General features: G+C 70.0%; 16 protein-coding genes. 8 read left to right on the forward strand and 8 right to left on the reverse strand.

The genetic code is table 11. The annotated features are described in order from the left end of the window. Nucleotides 1-73 precede the first annotated feature (73 nt). The 6 genes from E9536_RS07195 to cobA all read right to left on the reverse strand — a co-directional run bounded on the left by E9536_RS07195 (nucleotide 74) and on the right by cobA (nucleotide 5,301). Nucleotides 74-1,015, reverse strand: coding sequence for a helix-turn-helix transcriptional regulator (locus E9536_RS07195; RefSeq protein WP_027791818.1), 942 nt, complete (start codon nucleotides 1,013-1,015; stop codon nucleotides 74-76). Between the two features lie 119 nt (nucleotides 1,016-1,134). Beyond that, nucleotides 1,135-1,920 (reverse strand): YkgJ family cysteine cluster protein, encoded by a 786-nt coding sequence (locus E9536_RS07200; protein ID WP_136469575.1) that lies wholly within the window; start codon nucleotides 1,918-1,920, stop codon nucleotides 1,135-1,137. A 60-nt stretch (nucleotides 1,921-1,980) separates the two neighbouring features. Further along, on the reverse strand, nucleotides 1,981-2,580 hold the full coding sequence (locus E9536_RS07205; protein ID WP_136469576.1) for a uracil-DNA glycosylase family protein: 600 nt from the start codon (nucleotides 2,578-2,580) through the stop codon (nucleotides 1,981-1,983). 124 nt (nucleotides 2,581-2,704) lie between these two features. Further along, nucleotides 2,705-3,757 carry a CmpA/NrtA family ABC transporter substrate-binding protein gene (locus E9536_RS07210; protein ID WP_124544099.1) on the reverse strand — a complete coding sequence of 351 codons (1,053 nt, stop codon included), beginning with the start codon at nucleotides 3,755-3,757 and terminating at the stop codon, nucleotides 2,705-2,707. Nucleotides 3,758-3,762: 5 nt separating this feature from the next. Further along, nucleotides 3,763-4,359 (reverse strand): ANTAR domain-containing protein, encoded by a 597-nt coding sequence (locus tag E9536_RS07215; protein ID WP_042977474.1) that lies wholly within the window; start codon nucleotides 4,357-4,359, stop codon nucleotides 3,763-3,765. A gap of 162 nt (nucleotides 4,360-4,521) precedes the next feature. Next, nucleotides 4,522-5,301: a uroporphyrinogen-III C-methyltransferase gene (gene cobA, locus E9536_RS07220; protein WP_136469577.1), complete on the reverse strand. Its 780-nt coding sequence runs from the start codon at nucleotides 5,299-5,301 to the stop codon at nucleotides 4,522-4,524. Nucleotides 5,302-6,029: 728 nt separating this feature from the next. Here cobA and E9536_RS07230 point away from each other — a divergent pair. Genes E9536_RS07230 through E9536_RS07245 form a run of 4 tightly spaced genes read left to right on the forward strand, consistent with a single transcriptional unit; the run spans nucleotide 6,030 to nucleotide 14,558 of the window. Continuing rightward, entirely contained in the window at nucleotides 6,030-7,355 is a 1,326-nt protein-coding gene (locus E9536_RS07230; protein ID WP_027791812.1) for an MFS transporter, read from the forward strand. Between the two features lie 21 nt (nucleotides 7,356-7,376). Next, nucleotides 7,377-9,968 carry a nitrite reductase large subunit NirB gene (nirB, locus tag E9536_RS07235; RefSeq protein ID WP_136469578.1) on the forward strand — a complete coding sequence of 864 codons (2,592 nt, stop codon included), beginning with the start codon at nucleotides 7,377-7,379 and terminating at the stop codon, nucleotides 9,966-9,968. Nucleotides 9,969-10,006: 38 nt separating this feature from the next. Beyond that, complete coding sequence (nirD, locus tag E9536_RS07240) at nucleotides 10,007-10,354, forward strand: nitrite reductase small subunit NirD (protein ID WP_059697375.1); 348 nt, start codon at nucleotides 10,007-10,009, stop codon at nucleotides 10,352-10,354. 16 nt (nucleotides 10,355-10,370) lie between these two features. Continuing rightward, entirely contained in the window at nucleotides 10,371-14,558 is a 4,188-nt protein-coding gene (locus E9536_RS07245; RefSeq protein ID WP_136469579.1) for a bifunctional nitrate reductase/sulfite reductase flavoprotein subunit alpha, read from the forward strand. A 185-nt stretch (nucleotides 14,559-14,743) separates the two neighbouring features. Here the strand turns inward: E9536_RS07245 and E9536_RS07250 are convergent, their stop codons facing one another. Together E9536_RS07250 and E9536_RS07255 are read right to left on the reverse strand one after the other, a co-directional pair. Beyond that, on the reverse strand, nucleotides 14,744-15,520 hold the full coding sequence (locus E9536_RS07250) for an SDR family oxidoreductase (RefSeq protein ID WP_060371885.1): 777 nt from the start codon (nucleotides 15,518-15,520) through the stop codon (nucleotides 14,744-14,746). Between the two features lie 4 nt (nucleotides 15,521-15,524). Continuing rightward, nucleotides 15,525-15,962 carry a heme-binding protein gene (locus E9536_RS07255; protein WP_136469580.1) on the reverse strand — a complete coding sequence of 146 codons (438 nt, stop codon included), beginning with the start codon at nucleotides 15,960-15,962 and terminating at the stop codon, nucleotides 15,525-15,527. Between the two features lie 96 nt (nucleotides 15,963-16,058). On the opposite strand from E9536_RS07255, the gene E9536_RS07260 reads away from it, so the two are divergent. From E9536_RS07260 to E9536_RS07280, 4 genes are all read left to right on the forward strand, one after another. Further along, nucleotides 16,059-16,973: a LysR family transcriptional regulator gene (locus E9536_RS07260; RefSeq protein ID WP_136469699.1), complete on the forward strand. Its 915-nt coding sequence runs from the start codon at nucleotides 16,059-16,061 to the stop codon at nucleotides 16,971-16,973. Between the two features lie 79 nt (nucleotides 16,974-17,052). Continuing rightward, nucleotides 17,053-17,487 carry a hypothetical protein gene (locus tag E9536_RS07265; RefSeq protein ID WP_021162920.1) on the forward strand — a complete coding sequence of 145 codons (435 nt, stop codon included), beginning with the start codon at nucleotides 17,053-17,055 and terminating at the stop codon, nucleotides 17,485-17,487. A 428-nt stretch (nucleotides 17,488-17,915) separates the two neighbouring features. Continuing rightward, nucleotides 17,916-20,510 (forward strand): bifunctional lysylphosphatidylglycerol flippase/synthetase MprF, encoded by a 2,595-nt coding sequence (gene mprF / locus E9536_RS07275; protein WP_136469581.1) that lies wholly within the window; start codon nucleotides 17,916-17,918, stop codon nucleotides 20,508-20,510. After that, nucleotides 20,507-21,787: an AcvB/VirJ family lysyl-phosphatidylglycerol hydrolase gene (locus tag E9536_RS07280; protein ID WP_059697369.1), complete on the forward strand. Its 1,281-nt coding sequence runs from the start codon at nucleotides 20,507-20,509 to the stop codon at nucleotides 21,785-21,787. Before mprF ends, E9536_RS07280 begins: the two co-directional genes overlap by 4 nt. Nucleotides 21,788-21,839 lie beyond the last annotated feature (52 nt).

The following is a 21,839-nucleotide window of genomic DNA, read 5'->3' on the forward strand; positions in this document are numbered from 1 at the left end:
GCCGGCATGCGTGCAACGATACCCGACGCCCGTGCGGCCGGATGCGACGCAACTGCGTTTTACCGGGACAAAACTACGCGTCGGGCGCTGCCGGCGTGTCGTCGCCGTCCGGCAGCGCGGCATTCGCGTCGCGGTACGCCTTCGGCGACACGCCGACCCGCGCGCGGAAGCGCCGCGCGAAATACCCTTCGTCGCGGAAGCCGACCGAGCGGGCGATGTCCGCGATGCGCCGGCTCGTGTGGGCCAGCAGCGACTGCGCGAGCGCGATCCGGCGCTCCGTCACGAGATCGGTGAAGGTGCTGCCGGTTTCCTTGCGAACCAGGTGCGCGAGGTAGTTGGGCGACAGGAACGCGGCTTCGGCGGTCGCGGCGAGCGTCAGGTCCTCGCGGGTGAGGTTGGCGCGGACGTGCCGCAGCACGCGCGCGAGCGCATCGCGCCGGCCGGCGCGCTGGGCGCCGCGCTGCGCGAGCTTGTCGAGCGCGCCCGCGTACTGCGTGCAGACGAGCCCGATCAGCTGCAGCAGGTAGCCGCGCAGCAACGTGGTCGAGCCGAACGTGCGCACGCGATCGGTGTCGAGCATGCACAGCGCGAGGCGGCGTGCTTCGTCGTAGGTGTCGCCGGTCAGGATGAAGTCGAGGTGTTCCTGGAAGCGGAACGGCGTCAGCTCGGGAAAGCGGTGGGCGGGCACGTCCTCCAGGTCGAGCGGGTCGACGTCGAGATCGGCGCGCAGGAACGCCTGGCTGAAGTTGATCACGATGAAGTGCGCGCCTTCCGGATGCGGGATCAGGTGCTCGCGGTGCGGCAGCACGAACGCGAGCGCGCCGCGCGGAAACGGCCGCGTGACGCCGCCGATCCGCTGCTCGGTGTCGCCGCCGAGATTGAACTGGATCTGGAAATACGCGTGCCGGTGCGGCTCGGTGATCGCCTGGCGCGACGCCTGGTCGCGGATGTAGAAGTCGAGCCGGTCGCTGCGTTCGGGCATCCCGTACAGGCGCGGCGGGGCGGTGGAGGGCATGAAGGATTCTGCTGGTCGTGACGCGGTTGAGCCGCGATGGTACAGCGAACCGGGCGCGACGGCGATCCGTGCCACCTTGCGGCCTGGCCCGGAACCGCTCGCGGCGTGCCGCGCGGCGGTCATTCGTCCGGGTGGAAACCGAGGTAGCGGGCGTGCGGGCTGTCGCCGCCGGCGCGCCGGCTTGCCCCGCCGACCGATGCGAGCGCGTCCACCGTCGTCGCGCGGTTCGAGATCAGCGTCCAGGCGGTGGTGGCGTCGGCGCCGGCCGGTGCGGACTCCGATGTGCGCAGATCCGTCAGCGCGGCGAGCAGCGTGGCGGCCGGCGGCGCGTGGATCGCGAACCCTTCGTTGGCCACGGCCGCGGTGTCGATCCCCAGCCTCTCGCACAACCGTGCCCGCAGCGGCGTTTCGGCTTCGCTCGCCGCGCGCGAGCGCGCGATGTTCTCGTGGGTGGCCGCGTCGACGATCGTGCCGCCGCGGACGAACGGCGTTTGCTGCCACGCGTCGGGCGAGCATTGCTTGCCGGCCGGTGCCAGCGGCACGAACGGATTCACTTCGGCCGGGTAGATCCGGCACACGAGCGGTCGCTCGTCGTAGATCGCGCACCGCAGGTCGTCGCGCAGGTTCGGGCACGGCCCCGCGTGGGACGCCGTGAGCATGACCGTCACGCGGACGGGCAGCGAGCCGCTGAGCGCGGCGGTCGAGCGTGCGCGTTTGTACGCGGCGAACGCGTTGTCGGGCTCGGGCTCGACGAGCCACGGCATCGCGTCGCACAGCAGCTCCACGTGGCCGCCGCGTTGCAGCCACGCGGTGGCCTCGTCGATCGTCAGCGGAATGCGCAGGTCGCGGCAGCATCCGCCGCAGCCGTTGCAGGCAAAGTCGAGGTCGGTAGGGGTGTCGTTCATGCTTGATTCGATACGGATGACGGGGTGTCGCGAAGCGTCGCGACACGGCGGTGATTTCGTTTACCGGGCGACCAGCGGCGCGACCCGGCGCCGCAGCTCGGGCACGACGTCGGCGTCGAACCAGGGGTGGTGCTTGAACCACGCCTGGTTGCGCGGCGACGGATGCGGCAGCGGCAGCACGTCGGGGCCATAGTTGCGCCACGCGTGTACGGTGTCCGTCAGCGTGGCCTTGCGCGCGTCGCGCAGGAAATGCCGCTGCGCATACTGGCCGATCAGCAGCGTGAGCCGGATCGACGGCAACCCGGCGAGCAGCCGGTCGATCCACAGCGGCGCGCATTCGGGGCGCGGCGGGTTGTCGCCGCTCGTGCCGCGGCCCGGGTAGCAGAAGCCCATCGGCACGATTGCGAAGCGGGTTTCGTCGTAGAACGTGTCGGCGTCGACGTCGAGCCAGCCGCGCAGCCGCTTGCCGCTCGCATCGTCCCACGGGATGCCGCTCGCATGGACGCGTGCGCCCGGCGCCTGCCCGACGATCAGGACGCGCGCGTCGCGATGGGCACGCACGACCGGGCGCGGGCCGAGCGGCAGGTCGGCTTCGCAGGCACGGCACGCGCGGATTTCAGTGAGCAGCGCGTCGAGCGGCGCGCGCGTGGGTTTCGGCATCGAATCGGATCGGATCGGGGACGGAGGGGTCGTGCGGCGCCCCGGGGGCGCGTGCCGGGCGCCGACAGGCGGCCCGGGCAGGCGTGGCGCGGGAGCGCGCGGCGCCTGCATTACGCGGCGCGCCTCACGCCCGCGACGGGCCCGGTGCGCCGCTTTCGGCGACGGCAGCATCATACAACGCGGTTTGCGCGATCGCGCGGGCGATCGCCGCGTCGTCGTGCGAACCGTCGAGCATGCCCCAGCGCCGGTATTGGGACAGGAACCACTCGCCTTCGCGCGGATCGGGGCGGTTCACGGCGCCGCCGTCGTGGAAGCGGATCGGCAGCGGCGGCACGGCGAACGGCCCCGATCCGTAGTCGCCGAGCAGGCGCGGCGCGATCAGCCGGGCCGGCACGCCGAGCGCGTCGGGCGACGCGAGCCAGCCGGCCGCCTCGCGACGGTGCGTGGCGCTGTCGAGCCACGCGCAGGCATCGACGAGCGTGCGGATCAGCGCGCGCGCGGTGGCCGGATACAGCGCGACGAAATCGCGCCGGGCCGCGAGCACCTTCTCCGGATGATCGGGCCAGATCTCGCTCGTGACGGCGACGGTCCGCCCCGCGTCGCAGGCCTCGGCCACGGCATGCCACGGTTCGCCGGCGCAGAAGCCGTCGAGTTCGCCGCCGGCGAGCGCGGCCACCATCTCGGGCGGCGGGATCACGACGCTGCGCACGTCGCGCAGCGGATCGACGCCGTGCGACGCGAGCCAGTGGTTCAGCCACATCGCGTGCGTGCCGGTCGGGAACGTCTGCGCGAGGAGCGGCTTGCGGCCGAGCGTCGCGAACGCGTCGCGCACGCTGCCGCTGTTGCGGTACGCGTCGGCGAGGCCGCGCGACAACGAGATCGCCTGGCCGTTGCGGTTCAGCACCATCAGCGCGGCCATGTCGGCCTGCGGGCCGCCGATCCCGAGCTGCAGCCCGCAGACCAGCCCGTACAACGCGTGCGCGGCGTCGAGCTCGCCGCTCAGCAGCTTGTCGCGGACGGCGGCCCACGACGGCTGGCGGCTGAGTTCGAGCGTGAGGCCGTGCCGCGCACCGAGGTTCAGGTGCTGTGCGACGATCAGCGGGGCCGCGTCGCTCAGCGCGACGAACCCGAGGCGAAGATGCGCGCGTTCCGGCGCGACGGGAGAGGTGGTATCCATGGCGGTCATGACTGGGGTGACGCGTCGAGCAGTTGCCGCGCGACGTCGACGATGCGCAGGCCCTGGTCCATCGCGCGCTTGCGCAGCGCCGCATACGCGTCGTGTTCGGACAGCCTGCGCTGGTCCATCAGCATCCGCTTCGCGCGGTCGATCAGCTTGCGTTCGGCGAGTTCGCGTTCGACATCGGCGAGCCGGCGGCGCAGCGCATCGTCGTGCGAGAAGCGCGCGAGCGCGACTTCGAGAATCGGTGCAAGGCGTTCGGCCGACAGCCCTTCGACGAGATACGCGCTGACGCCCGCGCCGACCGCCGCGCGGATCAGCGACTGGTTGGCGTCGTGGCTGAACATCAGCACGGGGCGCGGCGCGGTCGCATGCATGACCGCGAGCTGCTCGAGCGTGTCGCGCGACGGCGAATCGGTATCGATGATCACGACGTCGGGATGCTGCTCCTCGACGGCGGCGGGCAGGCGCGCGGGCGTCGCGACGTCGTTCAGCATGTCGTAGCCGAGCTGCGCAAGCGCGTCGCCGAGCTCGCCGATCGGCTTGTCGGTATCGGTGACGAGCAGCACGCGCAGGCGGGGGGAGGAAGCGGGCGCACTCATGATGCGAACGGCGGCGTCGAAATCGTGGCGCGATGCGCGGATCGGAGGCGGCCCCGCGCGCATGTCGTGCCGGTGCCGCGCGCGGCGACCCGGCAGCCGGTGCGAACGGCGCCGCTGTTTTCATGACAGGTGGGCGGCCGGTGCCGCGTGGTGTCGCGCATGCTACGCGGCCCGGGAGAAGGCCGTGTCGATCGCGGCCCCGGCTGTGCCCGCGTCCGGCACCTCCGCCACGGCCGTTTCGCCGACTGCGCCGCCGACGAGGATCACGGCCGGACTGCCGAGCCGTGCTGCGTCGATGCCGTGCGCGAGATCGCCGAGCGTGCCGGTCCAGCGGCGTTCGTCGGGCGTGCCGGCCCATTGCACGGCCGCGGCCGGCGTCGATGCCGGCAGCACGGCGAGCAGGCCGGCGGCGATGCTGTCGACGCGGCTCATGCCCATGTAGATCGCGAGCGTGGTGCCGGTCGCGGCGAGACGCGCCCAGTCGGGTTCGCCGTGGTCCTGGCGATGGGCGGTGACGAACGTGACGCCGTGGCAATGCGCGCGGTGCGTGAGCGAGATGCCGAGGCTCGCGGCGGCGGCGAACCCCGACGAGATGCCGTTGACGATCTCGACCGGAATCGCGGCGGCGCGCAGCGTCGCGAGTTCTTCGCCGGCGCGCCCGAACAGCAGCGCCTCGCCGCCTTTCACGCGCACCACGTGCGCGCCGCGCAGCGCGTAACGGCGCATCAGCCTCTCGATGAATGCCTGCGGCGTGGAGCGGCAACCGCCGCGCTTGCCGACCCGGATGACGCGCGCCTGCGGCGCGAGTTCGACGATGCCGGGCGCGACGAGATCGTCGAGCAGCAGCACGTCGGCAGCGGCCAGCGCTTTCACGGCCTTGAGCGTGAGGAGATCGGGATCGCCGGGGCCGGCGCCCAGCAGGGTGACTTTGCCTGTCGTCATGTCGTGTTCCAGTGCCGCCTGCATGCGGCGGCCGATAGCGCGTTGTTGCGCGGCGGCGGCGGGCGGTCGACGTATCGGCATCCGGCCGTGCCGCGCACGGGGGGACGCCGTTGTCCTGGGCGGCCCGCCTGCACGACGGGCCCGGTTTTGAGGGGACTGCCCACCGGCGCCGTTGCCGGTGTCATGCAGCGGGTTCAGCAATATCCGGGCCAACCGGTGTCGCCCGTCGCGCCCGCGCGGCGGGAACGGCGCGTATCGCGCCGCGCGATGGCCAAGTGCGGGCGAAATGCGGGCCTAGTATGGGCCGAATACGGGCCAATTGCGGGCCAAGTACGGCCCCCGTGCCCACAGGCGGCCGCCGCGCGCCGGCCGCCGCAATGCCGCATCGGCGTGCATCGTGCCCCGCCCGCGCGCACCGCGATGTCGCACGGCGACAGTGCTGCATCGCACCACATCTGTGCCTCGCTGCATCACCGCGCATCGTGTGCCGGCTGTCGCCGGGCGCCGCACGACGCCGGACGAGCCTTGCGCGGCGGCGCTGCGGGCCCGATTCGCGGCGACATGGCATGGCGTTTGCGTAAGCCGGTTCGGGCGAATCAATGGCGATTCGTCCGGCAGTACCGATTACAGACGCGCCCGGCAACGGGCTTCATGGGCAACGGCGTCCTACGCATCGGGTCTCGACGAGACCGGGTGCGCAGGACGCCGTTTTTCGTTTGGCGGATGACATGACCGACAAAGCTACCCGTATCGATCTCTTCAGCCTCCGCACCGCGCCGATGCGCGCGTTCCACCTGACGTGGATGGCGTTCTTCGTGTGCTTCTTCGCGTGGTTCGCGTGCGCGCCGCTGATGCCGCTGATCGCACGCGAATTCCACCTGAGCGCGGCGCAGGTCGCCAACATCAACATCGCGGCCGTGGCCGCGACGATCGCCGTGCGGCTGCTGGTCGGCCCGCTGTGCGACCGCTTCGGCCCGCGCCGCGTGTACGTCGGCCTGCTGCTGCTCGGCGCGATCCCCGTGTTCGCGGTGTCGTTCACGCACGACTACCTGTCGTTCCTGATCTGCCGGCTCGGCATCGGCGCGATCGGCGCGGGCTTCGTGATCACGCAGTACCACACGTCGGTGATGTTCGCGCCGAACGTCGTCGGCACCGCGAACGCGACGACGGCCGGCTGGGGCAATGCCGGCGCGGGCGCGACGCAGGCGCTGATGCCGCTGCTCGTCGCCGCCGGCCTGATGCTCGGCTTCGGCGAGGATTCGTCGTGGCGTATCGCGCTGGTCGTGCCGGGCGTCGCGATGCTCGCGATGGCCTGGGCGTACTGGCGCTTCACGCAGGATTGCCCGCAAGGCGACTTCGTCGCGCTGCGCAAGGAAGGCGTGACGGTCGACAGCGGCAAGAAGGGCGGCTGGGCGAGCTTCTTCGCGGCCTGCGGTAACTATCGCGTGTGGATGCTGTTCATCACGTACGGCGCGTGCTTCGGCGTCGAGGTGTTCATCCACAACATCGCCGCGCTGTACTACGTCGATCACTTCAGCCTGTCGCTGAAGGACGCCGGTTTCGCGGTCGGCATGTTCGGGCTGCTCGCCCTGTTTGCACGTGCGCTCGGCGGCTGGCTGTCCGACAAGGTCGCCGCGCGCCGCAGCCTCGACGTGCGCGCGATGCTGCTGTGCGCGCTGATCGTCGGCGAAGGGCTCGGGCTGATCTGGTTCTCGCATGCGCAAAGCGTCGGCATCGCACTCGTCGCGATGCTCGCGTTCGGCCTCTTCACGCACATGGCGTGCGGCGCGACCTACGCGCTGGTGCCCTTCATCGACCGCAAGGCACTCGGCGGCGTCGCGGGGATCGTCGGCGCGGGCGGCAACGTCGGCGCGGTCGCCGCGAGCTTCCTGCTCAAAGGCGTCGGCGACGTGCAGCACACGCTCGGCCTGCTCGGCCTTGCCGTCACCGCGACCGCGCTGTGCGCGATGGCCGTGCGCTTCAGCGAAGAACACAAGGCGCGCGAAGCCGAGCTGCGCGACCGCGCGCTGGCTGCCGGCAGCGTCGCGAACTGATCGACCGAGGGAAACGTCATCATGAAACTCATCGTCATCGGCCACGGGATGGTCGGCCACAAGCTGCTCGAGTGCGTCGCGGCGGAAGCGGGCGCGTCGGCGGCGCTGCAGGTCACCGTGCTCGGCGAGGAACCGCGCCCGGCCTACGACCGCGTGCACCTGTCCGAGTTCTTCGCGGGCAAGTCGGCGGACGACCTGTCGCTCGTCGAACCCGGTTTCTTCGAGCGTCATCCGCAGTTCGACCTGCGCCTGAATGCGCGCGTCGCGTCGATCGACCGCGCCGCGCATACGGTCACGCTCGCGTCCGGGGAAACGCTCGCGTACGACAAGCTGGTGCTGGCGACGGGTTCGCGCCCATTCGTGCCGCCGATGCCGGGGCACGATCGTGAGGGCTGCTTCGTGTACCGGACGATCGAGGATCTCGAGGCGATGCAGGCGTGCGGCACGCACGCGAAGCGCGGCGTCGTGGTCGGCGGCGGGCTGCTCGGCCTCGAATGCGCGAAGGCGCTGCGCGACATGGGGCTCGACACGCACGTCGTCGAATTCGCGCCGCGGCTGATGGCCGTGCAGGTCGACGACGGCGGCGGCCGGATGCTGCGCGCGAAGATCGAGGCGCTCGGCGTGACCGTGCATACGGGCAAGAACACGCTCGAGATCGTCGACGGCGAAGAGGGCACGCACCGGATGGCGTTCGCCGACGGCTCCCATCTCGACGCCGACATGATCGTGTTTTCGGCCGGCATTCGCGCACGCGACGAGCTGGCGCGTGCGTGCGGCCTGGAAATCGGCCCGCGCGGCGGCGTCGCGATCGACGACGCATGCCGCACGAGCGACGCCGACATCTACGCGATCGGCGAATGCGCGGCCTGGAACGGCATGGTGTACGGCCTCGTCGCCCCCGGCTACGACATGGCGCGCGTGGTCGCGAAGCAGCTGGGCGGCGACACGAACGACGCACCTGCGTTCGCGGGCGCCGACATGAGCACGAAGCTGAAGCTGATGGGCGTCGACGTCGCGAGCATCGGCGACGCGCACGGCACGACGGCCGGCAGCCGCACCTACCAGTACGCGGACGAGCGCCGCCAGGTCTACAAGAAGCTCGTCGTGTCCGACTGCGGGAAGTTCCTGCACGGTGCGGTGATGGTCGGCGACGCGGCCGAATACGGCACGCTGCTGCAGATGATGCTGAACCGCATCGAGCTGCCCGAGTCGCCGGAATTCCTGATCCTGCCGTCGTCGGACGGCGTCGCGAAGCCGGCGCTCGGCGTCGACGCGCTGCCTGACGGCGCCCAGATCTGCTCGTGCAACAACGTGTCGAAGTCGCAGATCTGCACGGCGGTCGCCGGCGGCGCGACGAGCCTCGGCGCGCTGAAGTCGTGCACGGGCGCGGGCACGTCGTGCGGCGGCTGCGTGCCGCTCGTCACGCAGATCATGAAGGCCGAGATGAAGAAGCAGGGCCTCGCGGTCAACAACCATATCTGCGAGCACTTCCCGTATTCGCGCCAGGAGCTGTTCCACCTGATCCGCGTCGAGCGCATCACGACCTTCGACGCGCTGCTCGCGAAGCACGGCCATGGCCTCGGCTGCGACGTGTGCAAGCCGGCGGTGGCGGGCATCCTCGCGTCGTGCTTCAACGAATTCGTGCTGAAGAAGGAACACGCGGGGCTGCAGGATTCGAACGACTACTACCTCGCGAACATCCAGCGCGACGGCACGTATTCGGTCGTGCCGCGCATGCCGGGCGGCGAGGTCACGCCGGAAGGGCTGATCGCGGTCGGCCAGGTCGCGAAGAAGTACGGGCTCTACACGAAGATCACCGGCGGCCAGCGCGTCGACCTGTTCGGTGCGCGCGTCGAGCAGCTGCCGTCGATCTGGGAGGAACTGATCGCGGCCGGTTTCGAATCGGGCCACGCATACGGCAAGGCGCTGCGCACCGTGAAGTCGTGTGTCGGCTCGACGTGGTGCCGTTACGGCGTCGACGATTCGGTCGGCCTCGCGATCGACCTCGAGAATCGCTACAAGGGGCTGCGCGCGCCGCACAAGATCAAGTTCGGCGTGTCCGGCTGCACGCGCGAGTGCGCGGAAGCGCAGGGCAAGGACGTCGGCATCATCGCGACCGAGAAGGGCTGGAACCTGTACGTATGCGGCAACGGCGGGATGAAGCCGCGCCACGCGGAACTGCTCGCGTCCGACCTCGACCGCGCGACGCTGGTCCGCTACATCGACCGTTTGCTGATGTTCTACGTGCGCACGGCCGACCGGCTGCAGCGCACGAGCGTGTGGCGCGACAACCTCGAAGGCGGCCTCGACTACCTGATCGACGTTGTTGTGCACGACCGGCTCGGGATCGGCGCCGAACTCGAAGCCGACATGCAGCACGTGGTCGACACCTACGAGTGCGAGTGGAAGCGGGCCGTCACCGATCCCGACACGCGCAGGCGCTTCCGTCACTTCGTGAACAGCGATGCGCCGGACACGACCATCGAATTCGTCGAGACGCGCGGCCAGATCCGGCCCGCGACGCCCGGCGAACGGGCGGGCGGCAAGCCCGTTTCGATTCCCGTCGTCGCCGAAGGCGTGACGCAAGCCGCAACCGAACCCTCCACCGTTTGACCCTGACCGACACCCGTGTCTTTTCGAAGGAGCTCATCATGAACGATCGTCTGCCGCCGTCCTGGACCCGCGTGTGCGCGCTCGACGACATCGTGCCGAACACTGGCGTGTGTGCGCTCGTCAACGGCGAGCAGGTCGCGGTCTTTCACGTCGCGCATGCCGAGGAAGGCGGCGTGTTCGCGATCGGCAACGTCGATCCCGTGTCGCGGGCGGCCGTGATGTCGCGCGGGCTGATCGGCAGCCTCGGCGAGCGCATCGTCGTCGCGTCGCCGCTGTACAAGCAGCATTTCGACCTGCGCACCGGCGAATGCCTGGAGGCACCCGAGCAGTCGGTGAGCACGTATCCGTCGCGGGTCGAGGACGGCTTCGTGTGGATCGCGGCCTGACCGCCCCGGAGCGCGCATGACCGCCACCCCCGTCAAGAGCGTGTGCCCGTACTGCGGCGTCGGTTGCGGGATGGTGCTGCACGTCGAGGAAGGCGAAGTCGTCAAGGTGTCCGGCGACGCCGACCATCCGGCCAACTTCGGGCGGCTGTGTACGAAGGGCTCGTCGGCGCACGTCGCGCTGCGCCGCTCGGGGCGGCTCGACCGCGCGTTCGTGCGCCGCGCGCGCGAGGACGACCTCGTGCCGCTGCCGGCGCGCGACGCGATCGCCGACACCGCGCGCCGCCTGCGCGCGGTGCTCGATACGCACGGGCCGGACGCGCTGTCGTTCTACGTGTCGGGGCAGATGTCGATCGAGGCGCAATACCTCGTCAACAAGCTCGCGAAGGGTTTCGTCGGCACCCACAACATCGAGTCGAACTCGCGCCTCTGCATGGCGAGCGCGAGCACCGGCTACAAGCAGTCGCTCGGCGCGGACGGCCCGCCCGGGTCGTACCAGGACTTCGATCGCGCGAACCTGTTCTTCGTGATCGGCGCGAACATGGCCGACTGCCATCCGATCCTGTTCCTGCGGATGATGGACCGCGTAAAGGCCGGCGCGAAGCTGATCGTCGTCGATCCTCGCCGCACCGGCACCGCCGACAAGGCCGACCTGTTCCTGCAGATCCGGCCGGGCACCGATCTCGCGCTGACCAACGGGCTGCTGCACCTGCTGCATGCGAACGGCCGCACCGACGGCGCGTTCATCGACGCGTACACCGAAGGCTGGGACGCGATGCCCGCGTTCCTCGCCGACTACACGCCCGGGCGCGTGGCTGAAATCACGGGGCTCGCGGAAGCCGACCTGCGCACGGCTGCGCAATGGATCGGCGACGCGCAGGAATGGATGAGCTGCTGGACGATGGGGCTCAACCAGAGCACGCACGGCGTGTGGAACACCAACGCGATCTGCAACCTGCATCTCGCGACGGGCAGGATCTGCCGCGCCGGCAGCGGGCCGTTCTCGCTGACCGGCCAGCCGAACGCGATGGGCGGGCGCGAGATGGGCTACATGGGCCCCGGCCTGCCGGGCCAGCGCTCGGTGGCGTCCGACGACGATCGCCGTTTCGTCGAGCAGCTGTGGCGCGTGCCGGCCGGCACGCTGCGCAAGGAAACCGGCAACGGCACCGTCGACCTGTTCGAGCGGATGGCGGCCGGCGACATCAAGGCATGCTGGATCATCTGCACGAACCCGGTCGCCACGGTGCCGAACCGGCAGAACGTGATCGCCGGATTGCAGGCCGCGGAACTCGTGATCGCACAGGACGCGTTCCTCGATACCGAGACCAACCGCTACGCGGACATCCTCCTGCCCGGCGCGCTGTGGGCCGAGGGCGACGGCGTGATGATCAACTCCGAGCGCAACATGACGCTGATGCGCGCGGCGGTCGCGCCGCCGGGCGACGCGCTGCCCGACTGGCGCATCGTCGCGGAAGTCGCGCGCGCGATGGGGTTCGGCGATGCGTTCGACTATGCGTCGGCGGCCGACGTGTTCGACGAGATCGTCCGCTTCTCGAATCCGGCGACGGGCTACGACCTGCGCGGCGCGAGCCATGCGGCGCTGCGCGACGGGCCCGTGCAGTGGCCGGTCGCGCCGGGCACCGCGCGCGAGCGGCACCCGATCCGCTACCTGAACGACGGCGTGAGCCAGCCGCTGCGCCCGGCCGCCGACGGCGACGACGCGCCGCGCATCGCGTTCCCGACGCCGTCGGGCAAGGCGCGCTTCTTCGCCCGGCCGCACGTCGATCCGGCCGAATTGCCCGACGACACGTTCCCGATCGTGCTGAACACGGGGCGGCTGCAGCATCAGTGGCACACGATGACGAAGACGGGCAAGGTCGCGATGCTGAACAAGCTGAACCCGCGCCCGTTCGTCGAGCTGCATCCGGACGACGCGAGCGCGCTCGGCATCGCCGCGAAGGACAGCGTCGAGATCCGCTCGGCGCGCGGCCGCGCGGTGCTGCCGGCCGTCGTGACCGAGCGCGTGCGGCGCGGCGACTGCTTCGCGCCGATGCACTGGAACGACGTGTACGGCGACGACCTGTGCATCAACGCGGTGACGAACGACGCGATCGATCCCGAATCGCAGCAACCCGAACTGAAATACTGCGCGGTCGCGCTGCGGCGCGTCGAGACCGCTGCGTTCGCGTCCGCCGACGACCAGACGGCGCAACCCGATGCCCGCGCCGACGACGCACGGCCCGCGCCGGCGACGGTGCAGGCGACTGCTTCACAGGAATCCGACATGGCAGACATCGACACTTTCGCGGCCGCGCTCGGCGTCGCCGACTTCGCGCCGCCGCCGTTGACGGACACCGAACGGCTGTATGTGGCCGGGTTCGTCAGCGGGCTGAAGGCAAGCGCCGGCCGGCCCGAGGGCGGCGTGCCGGTGCTGCCGGCCGGCGCGCCGCTCACGCCGCCGGTGCGGTTCTGGCTCGACGGGATGCTCGCGGGGTTGTTCAGCCGCTCGCTGCCGGCGAGCTTGCCCGACGCCGCGGCCCCCGCGCTGCCGGCCGATGCCGCCGCGTCCGGCGGCGTGCGGATCGTGCGCACGCGGCCGAAGGTCGTGCTGCTGTGGGCGTCGCAGACCGGCAACATCGAATCGTTGACCGAGGATTACGCGACGCAGCTGATGAACGCGGGCTTCGAGATCCGCACCGCGTGCATGTCCGACTATCCGGTGGCGTCGCTCGCCGGTGCGCAATACGTGCTGCTGATGACGAGCACGTTCGGCGACGGCGACGCGCCCGACAACGGCAGCGAGTTCTGGGAAGCGCTGCAGGCCGGCGGCGCTGCGCGCCTCGACGGCGTGCACTTCGCGGTGCTCGCGTTCGGCGACCGCAACTACGACCAGTTCTGCGGCCATGGCCGCCGGCTCGACGCGCGGCTCGCGGAACTCGGCGCGGCACGCCTGTGCGCGCGCGTCGATTGCGACGTCGAATTCCAGCGCGACGCCGACCAGTGGCTCGAACGCGTCGTCGCGCGGATCAAGGAGGCCGATGCCGCGCTGCACGCGGTGCCGTCCGGCGGCCAGGGCCCGTCGGGGCTGCTGCCGACGAAGGCGCATCCGGCGCCGTCGAAGCTCGTCGCGAACCTGCGGCTCAACCGTCCGGGCGCGGCGAAGGACACGCGTTACGTGTCGCTGTCGACCGAAGGCGCGAACCTCGAATACGAAACCGGCGACGCGCTCGGCGTGTGGCCGACCAACTGCCCGGAACTGGTCGACGAGCTGCTGTCCGTCACCGCGCTGAAGGCCGATGCACCCGTGTCGGTGGCGGGTGTCGGCGACATGCGCCTCGGCGACGCACTCGCGCGTCATTTCGACATCACGCGCCCGCATCCGGACACGCTCACGTTCATCGCGTCGCGCAGCGCGAACGGCGCGCTGAAGTCGCTGCTCGGCGACGACCGCAAGGGCGACCTGAAGCAATGGTTGTGGGGGCAACAACTCGCGGACGTGCTGCACGAGTTTCCGGTCGAGCTGTCGGGCAACGAACTCGTCGGGATGCTGAAGCGCATGCAGCCGCGTCTTTATTCGATTGCGTCGAGCCCGAGCGCGCACCCGGGCGAGATCCACCTGACCGTGTCGGCCGTGCGTTATCACAACGGCCGGCGCGCGCGCAAAGGTGTCGCATCGACGTTCCTCGCCGATCGCGCGGACGACGGCCGCGTACCCGTGTTCGTGCAGAAATCCGCGCATTTCCGGCCGCCGGTGAACGGCGACGTGCCGATCGTGATGGTTGGCCCCGGCACCGGCGTCGCGCCGTTCCGCGGCTTTCTGCACGAGCGGCAGGCGCGCGGCGCGCGCGGGCGCAACTGGCTGTTCTTCGGCGAACAGCATGCGCAGACGGACTTCTACTACGGCGACGAGCTGGGCGCGATGCGCGACAGCGGTTTCCTGACGCGGCTCGATCTCGCGTTCTCGCGCGACCAGGCCGACAAGATCTACGTGCAGGACCGGATGCGCGAGCAGGGCGCCGAGCTGTTCGCGTGGCTGGAGGAAGGCGCGCACTTCTACGTGTGCGGCGACGCCGCGCGGATGGCGAAGGACGTCGATGCCGCGCTGAAGGCCGTCGTCGCCGAGCACGGCGGCATGTCGGACGAAGCCGCGAACGACTACGTCGCGCGGCTCGCGAAGGCGCGCCGCTACATGCGGGACGTGTACTGACCGCGAACGGTGTGGCGCGACGCGGCCCGCCGGTTTGCGGGCCCGGCGCCGGGCGACGCGTCGGCCTGCGACGAGCCGCGCCGGGCCGTCCGTCGGGAAGGCCGTCGACGGCGAACGTCGCACGCGACAGGCCGGGCGGCGGGCACGGCGTTCCTGCATGAACCGCCGGCCGCCGCCGGTTTGCGTTACTGCTGACGCTCCCACGCGCGCGCCTGTTCGGCACGGACGAACGTTTCCGACGACCGCGGCAGCAGGTTGCGGAACGCGCCGCCGTCGCTGTCGATCACGTCGACCATCTTCGCGATCATCTCTTCAGGATCGTGCTGTTCGAGCGGGAACGTCAGCCGCTCGGGCGTCACCGTGTGAACGGCCGGATCGTGCCAGCGCCGCGTCGTCTCCATCATCCGGTCGTTGAAACCCGTGCTGTACGGGCCGGGGTTCACGACCGCGACACGGATTCCGTGCGGCGCCAGCTCCGCGTGCATCGCCTCCGCGATCGATTCGACCGCGTGCTTCGACGCGCAATAGGCGCCCGTGAACGGCCCGGTGATCAGGCCCGCGATCGACGACACGAACACGATCTTGCCGTGCCGGCGCGCGAGCATCCCGCGCGCGATGTGCTGCGTGAGTTCGAGCGGCCCGAACACGTTGACGTCGAACAGGTCGCGGACGATCCCGACCGGCAGGTCGACGAGCGCGCCGGCTTCGCCGACGCCCGCGTTGTTCACGAGCACGTCGACGTCCAGCTCGGCCGCGCGGGCGCGATCGTCGGCCGACGTGACATCGAGCTTGATGGCGCGCAGCGTGGTGCCGCGTTGCGCGGCGGCGTCCGTCAGTGCGTCGATCTCGACGGTGACGCGCACGCCGGCCGTCACGTCGTGGCCGCGTTCGGCGAGCCGCAGCGCCACTTCACGGCCGAAGCCGGTGCCTGCGCCGGTAATGAGGATGCGTTTCCGTGCCATGTGCTTACCTTGTGGTGGGAAGGGTTGCCTGAAAGCGGTCGCGGCCGTGCCGGGCGATCGCGGTGTCTTCGTCGACGCTGCCGCCCGATACGCCGATTGCGCCGACGCAGCGTCCGCCGCCGTCGACGAGCGGTTCGCCGCCGCCGAACGTGACGAGCCCGCAGTGGCTGTGCTCGATTCCGCGCAGCGGCCCGTCGCCCGACATCGCACCGAGCGCGCCGGTCGATATGCGGAAGCGGACCGCCGTCAGCGCCTTGCGCTGCGCGAGATCGATCGCGCCGAGGAAGCAGTCGTCGGTGCGCGCGAACGCGAGCAGGTTCGCGCCGGCATCGACGATTGCGATGGCGACGCCGGCGACCTGCAGCGACGCGGCATGCGCGAGTGCTGCGTCGATCGTACGGCGGGCGGCTGCGAGCGGCAGCGCGGCGGTGAGCGGGTCCATGCGAAGCTCCAGTGGGACGACAGGCCTCAGTGTAGGCAGGTGCGGTATATGGGAGAATCCGCATTCCGCTCGAAAGAGTTTCAAGTTTTTCTAATGATGAGCCGACGCGATCCGATGGCCGGGCTGCACGTGTTCATGACGGTCGCGACGGCCGGCAACTTCACGCGGGCGGCTGCCGCGCTCGGCCTGACGCCGGCTGCCGTCAGCCTCGCGATCGGGCAGCTCGAGGGCGAGCTGAACGTGAAGCTGTTCAATCGCAGCACGCGCGGCGTGAGCCTGACGGAGGCCGGGCAGCACTACTGGCGGCAGACCGAGCCCGCGTACCGGCAGGTCGTGCATGCGCGCGACGCGCTGAGGGATGCGCGCAGCGAGCCGAGCGGCGTGTTGCGCGTCACCGCGCTGCCGCTGGCGCGCACGCTCGTGATCGCGCCGGTGCTGGCCGTATTCCGCGAGCGTTATCCGAAAGTGCGGCTCGAGATCCGCTACGAGAACGAACTCGTCGACATCGCGAAGGACGGGTTCGATGCGGGGATTCGCCTCGCCGACCGGCTGCAGCCGGGGACGATCGGCGTGCGGATCGCGCCGGCGCTTTCGTGTGCGCTGGTCGCGTCGCCCGGTTATCTGGCGCGGTACGGCACGCCGGCGTCGATCGCGGCGCTCGAACGTCATGCATGTATCCGCTTCCGGTTTTCGGAGAGCGGGCGGCTGCACAAATGGCTGCTGCACGACGGGCGCCGCGATGTCGATCTCGATCCGGAAGGCGTATTCGTGACGAACGATGCCGATGCGGTGATCGACGCGGCGCGTGCCGGTGTCGGGATCGCGTTTGCGTTCATGCGCGAGCGCATCGAACAGGACTTGCGCGACGGCACGCTCGTCGAGGTGTTGCCGGGCGCGTGCCGGACGCTGCCGCCGATGTGGCTGTATTACGTGAATCGCAAGCACGTGCCGGCGAAGCTGCGCGCATTCATCGACGTGCTGCGGGAGCGCGACGGCGCACGCGCGGCGTAAGCGTTGCGCCGGCTGCCTGCGGCGATTTGCCCGGCAGCGCATGATGGCGGCTCCAGCCACGAAACGATGGAGTCGCGTCATGACGGTATCTCTTCATTTTCCGGTTCGTACTTTGGCCATTGCCGCGGCGCTGGTGGCGGCCGTGACCTGCAGCGCGCCGGCCATCGGCCAGACATCGACCGTACCCGCTGGTTCGGCTGCGGCGACGCCCGACAATGCGGTGCTGCTCACCGTCTTCCTGAAACACGATCAGTCGCGCCCGCTCGCCGAGCTGAACGCGCAATTGGCGAAGCAGGGGTTCTACAAGGCGTTTCCGCCGCCGGGCGTCGAAGTGGTGAGCTGGACCGTGACGATGGGGATCGGGCAGATCGTCGTGTTGCGGTTGCCGGCATCGCGGGTGCGCGAGGTCAATCGGGTGCTCGAAGATACGGCGTGGGGTGCGTATCGGACGGAGTTCTATCCGACTTACGACTACAAGGCGATCGGGTTGGGGGAGCATGAGCGGGCGAAGTGACCGTACGCCGTACGATTCCGTAACGGCGCAAAGCGGGTGCGAGCGCACCGAATCAACCTGTCCCCATTCCTGAAACGCCCCGCGCCATCATGTTTTCGTCCTCGCCTTTCGCGCTCCGCCCGGCAGATTTCTCCCAAATGCATCACAAGTCATTCATCCGATGAAAAATCCCCGCCGGTTCCCGGTATGATGCGCACCTTGCGTTTGTCGAACGCACTATTTTTGATGCAATTTTGATGGGCGAGGCCCCACAAAACCGCACAATCCGAAGCTGAAAGATTCTGTAATATAAATTCCGTATACTCGTAAGTTCTGATCCAGGCGCCGCCTGCCATTTCCTTCGGCCGACCGCCCACGCAGAACAACCAGATACGTCGCCGCCTGGCCGTCTTGCGCCGCGACACGCTATGCACCACCACTGAACATCTATGTCTTCCCGCCACTCTGGTTCGCCCGGCCGCGCCGCGGCGGTGATCGCCCGTGTCCGGGCGCTGATCCGCAACGAGCGTGTGCTGTCGCCGCTGCTCGCGCTCGGCATCGGCCTGCTGCTGATCGTGGTTTTCCAGCACCTGTCGGAATCCGTCGACTACCGGTCGGTGATCCGCGAGTTGCGTCACATGTCCGTCGGCGAGTGGGGCGCATCGCTGGCCGCGACGGCCCTCAGCTATCTCGCGCTCGTCGCCCGCGATGCGGTCGGCCTGCGTTATGTCGCCGCGAAGGTGCCGCGCGTCGCGTTGTGGATCGGCGCGATCGCCGGGTCCGCGCTCGGTAACGCGACCGGCTTCGGCGCACTGACGGGCGGCGCGGTCCGCGCACGCGTGTACGGCGTGTCGGGCGTCACGCCCGCGCAGATCGGCCGGATGACGGTGTTCACGAGCGGCACGCTGGCGCTCGCCATGGTGTTGATGACGGCGGTCGGCATGGTCTGCGTGCCGGAGGCGCTCGCCGCGATGCTGCACGTCGCGCCCGGCGTGCTGACGTGGACCGGCGCCGCGCTGCTCGTGGTGCTGGCCGCGATGGTCGCGATGTGCGGCAGCACGGCGCGCCCGGTCGTCACGCGTTTCAAGTGGCTGTCGTTCGACGTGCCGGCGCGGCGCGATCTCGTCGCGCAGGTCGTCTATGCGATCCTCGACGTCGCCGCCGCGGGCCTGACGCTGTGGGTGCTGCTGCCGGCCGCGCCGGTCGGCTTCCCGACCTTCATCACGGTGTATGCGGCCGCGCTGCTGCTCGGGATGATCGGCCATACGCCGGGCGGGATCGGCGTGTTCGAAGCCGCGATGGTCTTCACGCTCGGTCGCGAAGTGCCCCCGCACGCGATGGTCGCCGCGCTCATCGCGTATCGCGCAATCTATTTCGGCGTGCCGCTCGTGCTGTCGGCCGGCCTGCTGGCCGGTTTCGAGGGCCGCGCGCTGCGCCGCCGGCTCGTCACGCGGCAGGCCGTGCGCGTGTCGCAGCTCGCGCCGGTGTTCCTGAGCCTCGTGACGTTCGCGGTCGGTAGCATGCTGGTGATCTCGAGCGCGACGCCCGCGTTCTGGCACCGGATCGCGATCCTGCGCCACCTCGTGCCGCTGTGGGTGCTCGAAGGCTCGCAGGTGATCTGCAGCGTGCTCGGCGTCGCGCTGCTGTTCGTCGCGCGCGGGCTGCTGCGCCGCCTCGACGGTGCGTGGTGGATGACCTTCGCGCTGACGCTCGCAAGCCTCGCGCTGTCGCTCGCGAAAGGCCTCGCGTTCGTCGAGGCCGGCGTGCTCGGCACGCTGCTGGTGCTGCTGCTCGTCAGCCGCCGCCGCTTCAACCGCCATTCGTCGCTGCTCGCGGAGCGCTTCACGGTGAGCTGGTTCGTGTCGGTGGCGATGGTGCTGATGCTGGCCGTGTGGGTGCTGTTCTTCGCGTTCCGCGACGTGCCGTACACGCGCGAGCTGTGGTCGCACTTCTCGTTCGACGCGCGTGCGCCGCGTGCGCTGCGCGCGACGCTCGCAGCCGGCGTGTTCGTCGCGCTGTTCGCGCTGTGGCAACTGCTGCGCCCGGCGCCCGGCCGTTTCGTGAAGCCCGCGGCGCAGGACCTGTCGGATGCCGAACGGATCATCCGCGCGCAGGAATGCAGCGATGCGGGCCTCGCGCTGATGGGCGACAAGTCGTTCCTGTTCTCCGAATCGCGCCAGGCGTTCCTGATGTACGCGAAGTACGGCCGCACGTGGGCCGCGCTGCACGACCCGGTCGGGCCGCGCGAGGAATGGCCTGCGCTGATCGGCAAGTTCATCGCGCTCGCGCACGCGCACAGCGGTCGTGCGGCGTTCTACCAGGTGCGCGCCAACGCGCTGCCGCTGTATCTCGACGCGGGGCTCACGCTGATGAAGCTCGGCGAGGAAGCGCATATCGCGCTCGACCAGTTCGACCTGAAGGGTTCGAACCGGTCGCACCTGCGCTACGCGCTGCGCCGTGGCGACAAGGATGCGCTGACGGTCGAGGTGATCGCACCGCCGGACGTGCCGGCCACGCTGCCGGCCTTGCGCGACATCTCCGACGGCTGGCTCGACAGCCGCGACGCGCGTGAGAAGAGCTTCTCGGTGGCGGCGTTCCACGACGGCTATCTGGCGACGCAGTCGGTGATGCTCGTGCGGCAGGCCGACAAGCCGATCGCATTCGTCACGTTCATGACGACCGACCTCAACACCGAGGCGACGGTCGGCGTGATGCGGCACCTGCCGGACGCATCGCCGTACGCGATGGAATATCTGTTTACGCAGCTCGCGCTGCATCTGAAGGAAGCGGGCTTCCGCAAGCTGAGCCTGGGCATCGCGCCGTTCTCGGGGATGGGGGCGGCGAAGATGCCGTCGCCGTGGCACCGGGTCGGCCTGATGGTCTGGCGCTTCGGCGGCCGCTTCTACAACTTCCGCGGCTTGCGCGCATTCAAGAGCAAGTTCGAACCGCACTGGGAGCCGCGTTATCTCGCGGCCTCGGGCTCGGTCGGCGTGTTCGTCACGCTCGCGGACCTGTCATTGCTGGCTGGAGGTCGGCGTTCATGATGTTGAAGAAGGGAATCGCGCGGGCGGCAGCCGCCTGCGCGGGAATGATGCTGGCCGGCGCCGCGTGCGCCACGCAGCCGGCCGCGGTGAAAGCCGAAACCGTATCGGGCGGCCGCTACGGGCCCGTGACCGTGACCAAGCCCGGCGGGCCGCTGCGCGGCTTCGTCGTGCTGTTCTCGCGCGAGGCCGGCTGGAGCGCGGCCGACCAGCAGGCCGCCGATGCGCTCGCGAAAGCCGGTGCGATGACGGTCGGCGTCGATTCGGAGCGTTACGCGACGAATCTCGCCGCGAAGCAGGAGACCTGCCACCACCTCGACGGCGACGCCGAAGCGGTCAGCCACCAGCTCGAACGCCTCGCGCAATCGTCGCGCTATTTCACGCCGATCGTCGCGGGCGTGGGCCAGGGCGGCGCGATCGCGAAGCAGATCCTGTCGATGGCGCCGGAGAACACGATCGCCGGCGTCGTATCGGTCGGTCCGGCGGCCAGGCTCGATCCGCGCTTCAAGCCGTGCCCGCCCGATCCGACGATCGTGCGCCGCGCGATGCCGGGTTTCGTCGAAACGGCGGCCGCGGGCGATTCCGCGAAGCTCGTGTCGCTCGTCACGTCGCACCTGCGGGACACCACCAGCAGCGACGAACTCGACGTGTCGGATCTGCCGCTCGTCGAGCTGCCGGCCAAGGGCGGCAACGGCCAGCTCGCGATCGTGATCTCGGGCGACGGCGGCTGGCGCGATCTCGACAAGACGATCGCCGAGGCGCTGCAGCGCGACGGCGTGTCGGTGGTCGGCATCGACAGCCTGCGCTATTTCTGGAGCGAGAAGCCGCCGGCGCAGGTGAGCCGCGATCTCGCGCGCGTGATGCGCACCTACATGGCGCGCTGGCATGCGAATCGCGTGGCGCTGGTCGGCTACTCGTTCGGTGCCGACGTGATGCCGTTCGCGTACAACCGGCTGCCGGCCGACCTGCGCGACAAGGTCGCCGTGATGTCGCTGCTCGGCTTCGCGCCGGCCGCCGATTTCCAGATCCGCGTGACGGGCTGGCTCGGCATGCCCGCGAGCGACAAGGCGCTGAAGGTCGCGCCGGAAATCGCGAAGGTGCCGCCGCAGCTCGTGCAGTGCTTCTACGGCGCGGAGGAGAAGGACACGATGTGTCCGGCGCTCGTGAACACGGGCGCCGACGTGATCAAGACGCAGGGCGATCACCACTTCGGCCGCGACTACATCGCGCTCGAGAAGAAGATTCTCGGCGCGTTCGGCAAGCCGGTGGCGGCGCGCTGAACGCCGGCGCCCGCTTCGCGGCGGGCGCCGGCCGGACCTTTCCGGTTCTTCG

Source organism: Burkholderia sp. LS-044, assembly GCF_004803625.1.
Classification (GTDB): domain Bacteria; phylum Pseudomonadota; class Gammaproteobacteria; order Burkholderiales; family Burkholderiaceae; genus Burkholderia; species Burkholderia cepacia.

What these genes read in the sequence shown, in the direction of transcription:
- E9536_RS07195 (WP_027791818.1), bottom strand. Translation starts at nt 1,015, where the DNA reads ATGCCCTCCACCGCCCCGCCGCGCCTGTACGGGATGCCCGAACGCAGC.
- E9536_RS07200 (WP_136469575.1), bottom strand. Translation starts at nt 1,920, where the DNA reads ATGAACGACACCCCTACCGACCTCGACTTTGCCTGCAACGGCTGCGGC.
- E9536_RS07205 (WP_136469576.1), bottom strand. Translation starts at nt 2,580, where the DNA reads ATGCCGAAACCCACGCGCGCGCCGCTCGACGCGCTGCTCACTGAAATC.
- E9536_RS07210 (WP_124544099.1), bottom strand. Translation starts at nt 3,757, where the DNA reads ATGGATACCACCTCTCCCGTCGCGCCGGAACGCGCGCATCTTCGCCTC.
- E9536_RS07215 (WP_042977474.1), bottom strand. Translation starts at nt 4,359, where the DNA reads ATGAGTGCGCCCGCTTCCTCCCCCCGCCTGCGCGTGCTGCTCGTCACC.
- cobA (WP_136469577.1), bottom strand. Translation starts at nt 5,301, where the DNA reads ATGACGACAGGCAAAGTCACCCTGCTGGGCGCCGGCCCCGGCGATCCC.
- E9536_RS07230 (WP_027791812.1), top strand. Translation starts at nt 6,030, where the DNA reads ATGACCGACAAAGCTACCCGTATCGATCTCTTCAGCCTCCGCACCGCG.
- nirB (WP_136469578.1), top strand. Translation starts at nt 7,377, where the DNA reads ATGAAACTCATCGTCATCGGCCACGGGATGGTCGGCCACAAGCTGCTC.
- nirD (WP_059697375.1), top strand. Translation starts at nt 10,007, where the DNA reads ATGAACGATCGTCTGCCGCCGTCCTGGACCCGCGTGTGCGCGCTCGAC.
- E9536_RS07245 (WP_136469579.1), top strand. Translation starts at nt 10,371, where the DNA reads ATGACCGCCACCCCCGTCAAGAGCGTGTGCCCGTACTGCGGCGTCGGT.
- E9536_RS07250 (WP_060371885.1), bottom strand. Translation starts at nt 15,520, where the DNA reads ATGGCACGGAAACGCATCCTCATTACCGGCGCAGGCACCGGCTTCGGC.
- E9536_RS07255 (WP_136469580.1), bottom strand. Translation starts at nt 15,962, where the DNA reads ATGGACCCGCTCACCGCCGCGCTGCCGCTCGCAGCCGCCCGCCGTACG.
- E9536_RS07260 (WP_136469699.1), top strand. Translation starts at nt 16,059, where the DNA reads ATGAGCCGACGCGATCCGATGGCCGGGCTGCACGTGTTCATGACGGTC.
- E9536_RS07265 (WP_021162920.1), top strand. Translation starts at nt 17,053, where the DNA reads ATGACGGTATCTCTTCATTTTCCGGTTCGTACTTTGGCCATTGCCGCG.
- mprF (WP_136469581.1), top strand. Translation starts at nt 17,916, where the DNA reads ATGTCTTCCCGCCACTCTGGTTCGCCCGGCCGCGCCGCGGCGGTGATC.
- E9536_RS07280 (WP_059697369.1), top strand. Translation starts at nt 20,507, where the DNA reads ATGATGTTGAAGAAGGGAATCGCGCGGGCGGCAGCCGCCTGCGCGGGA.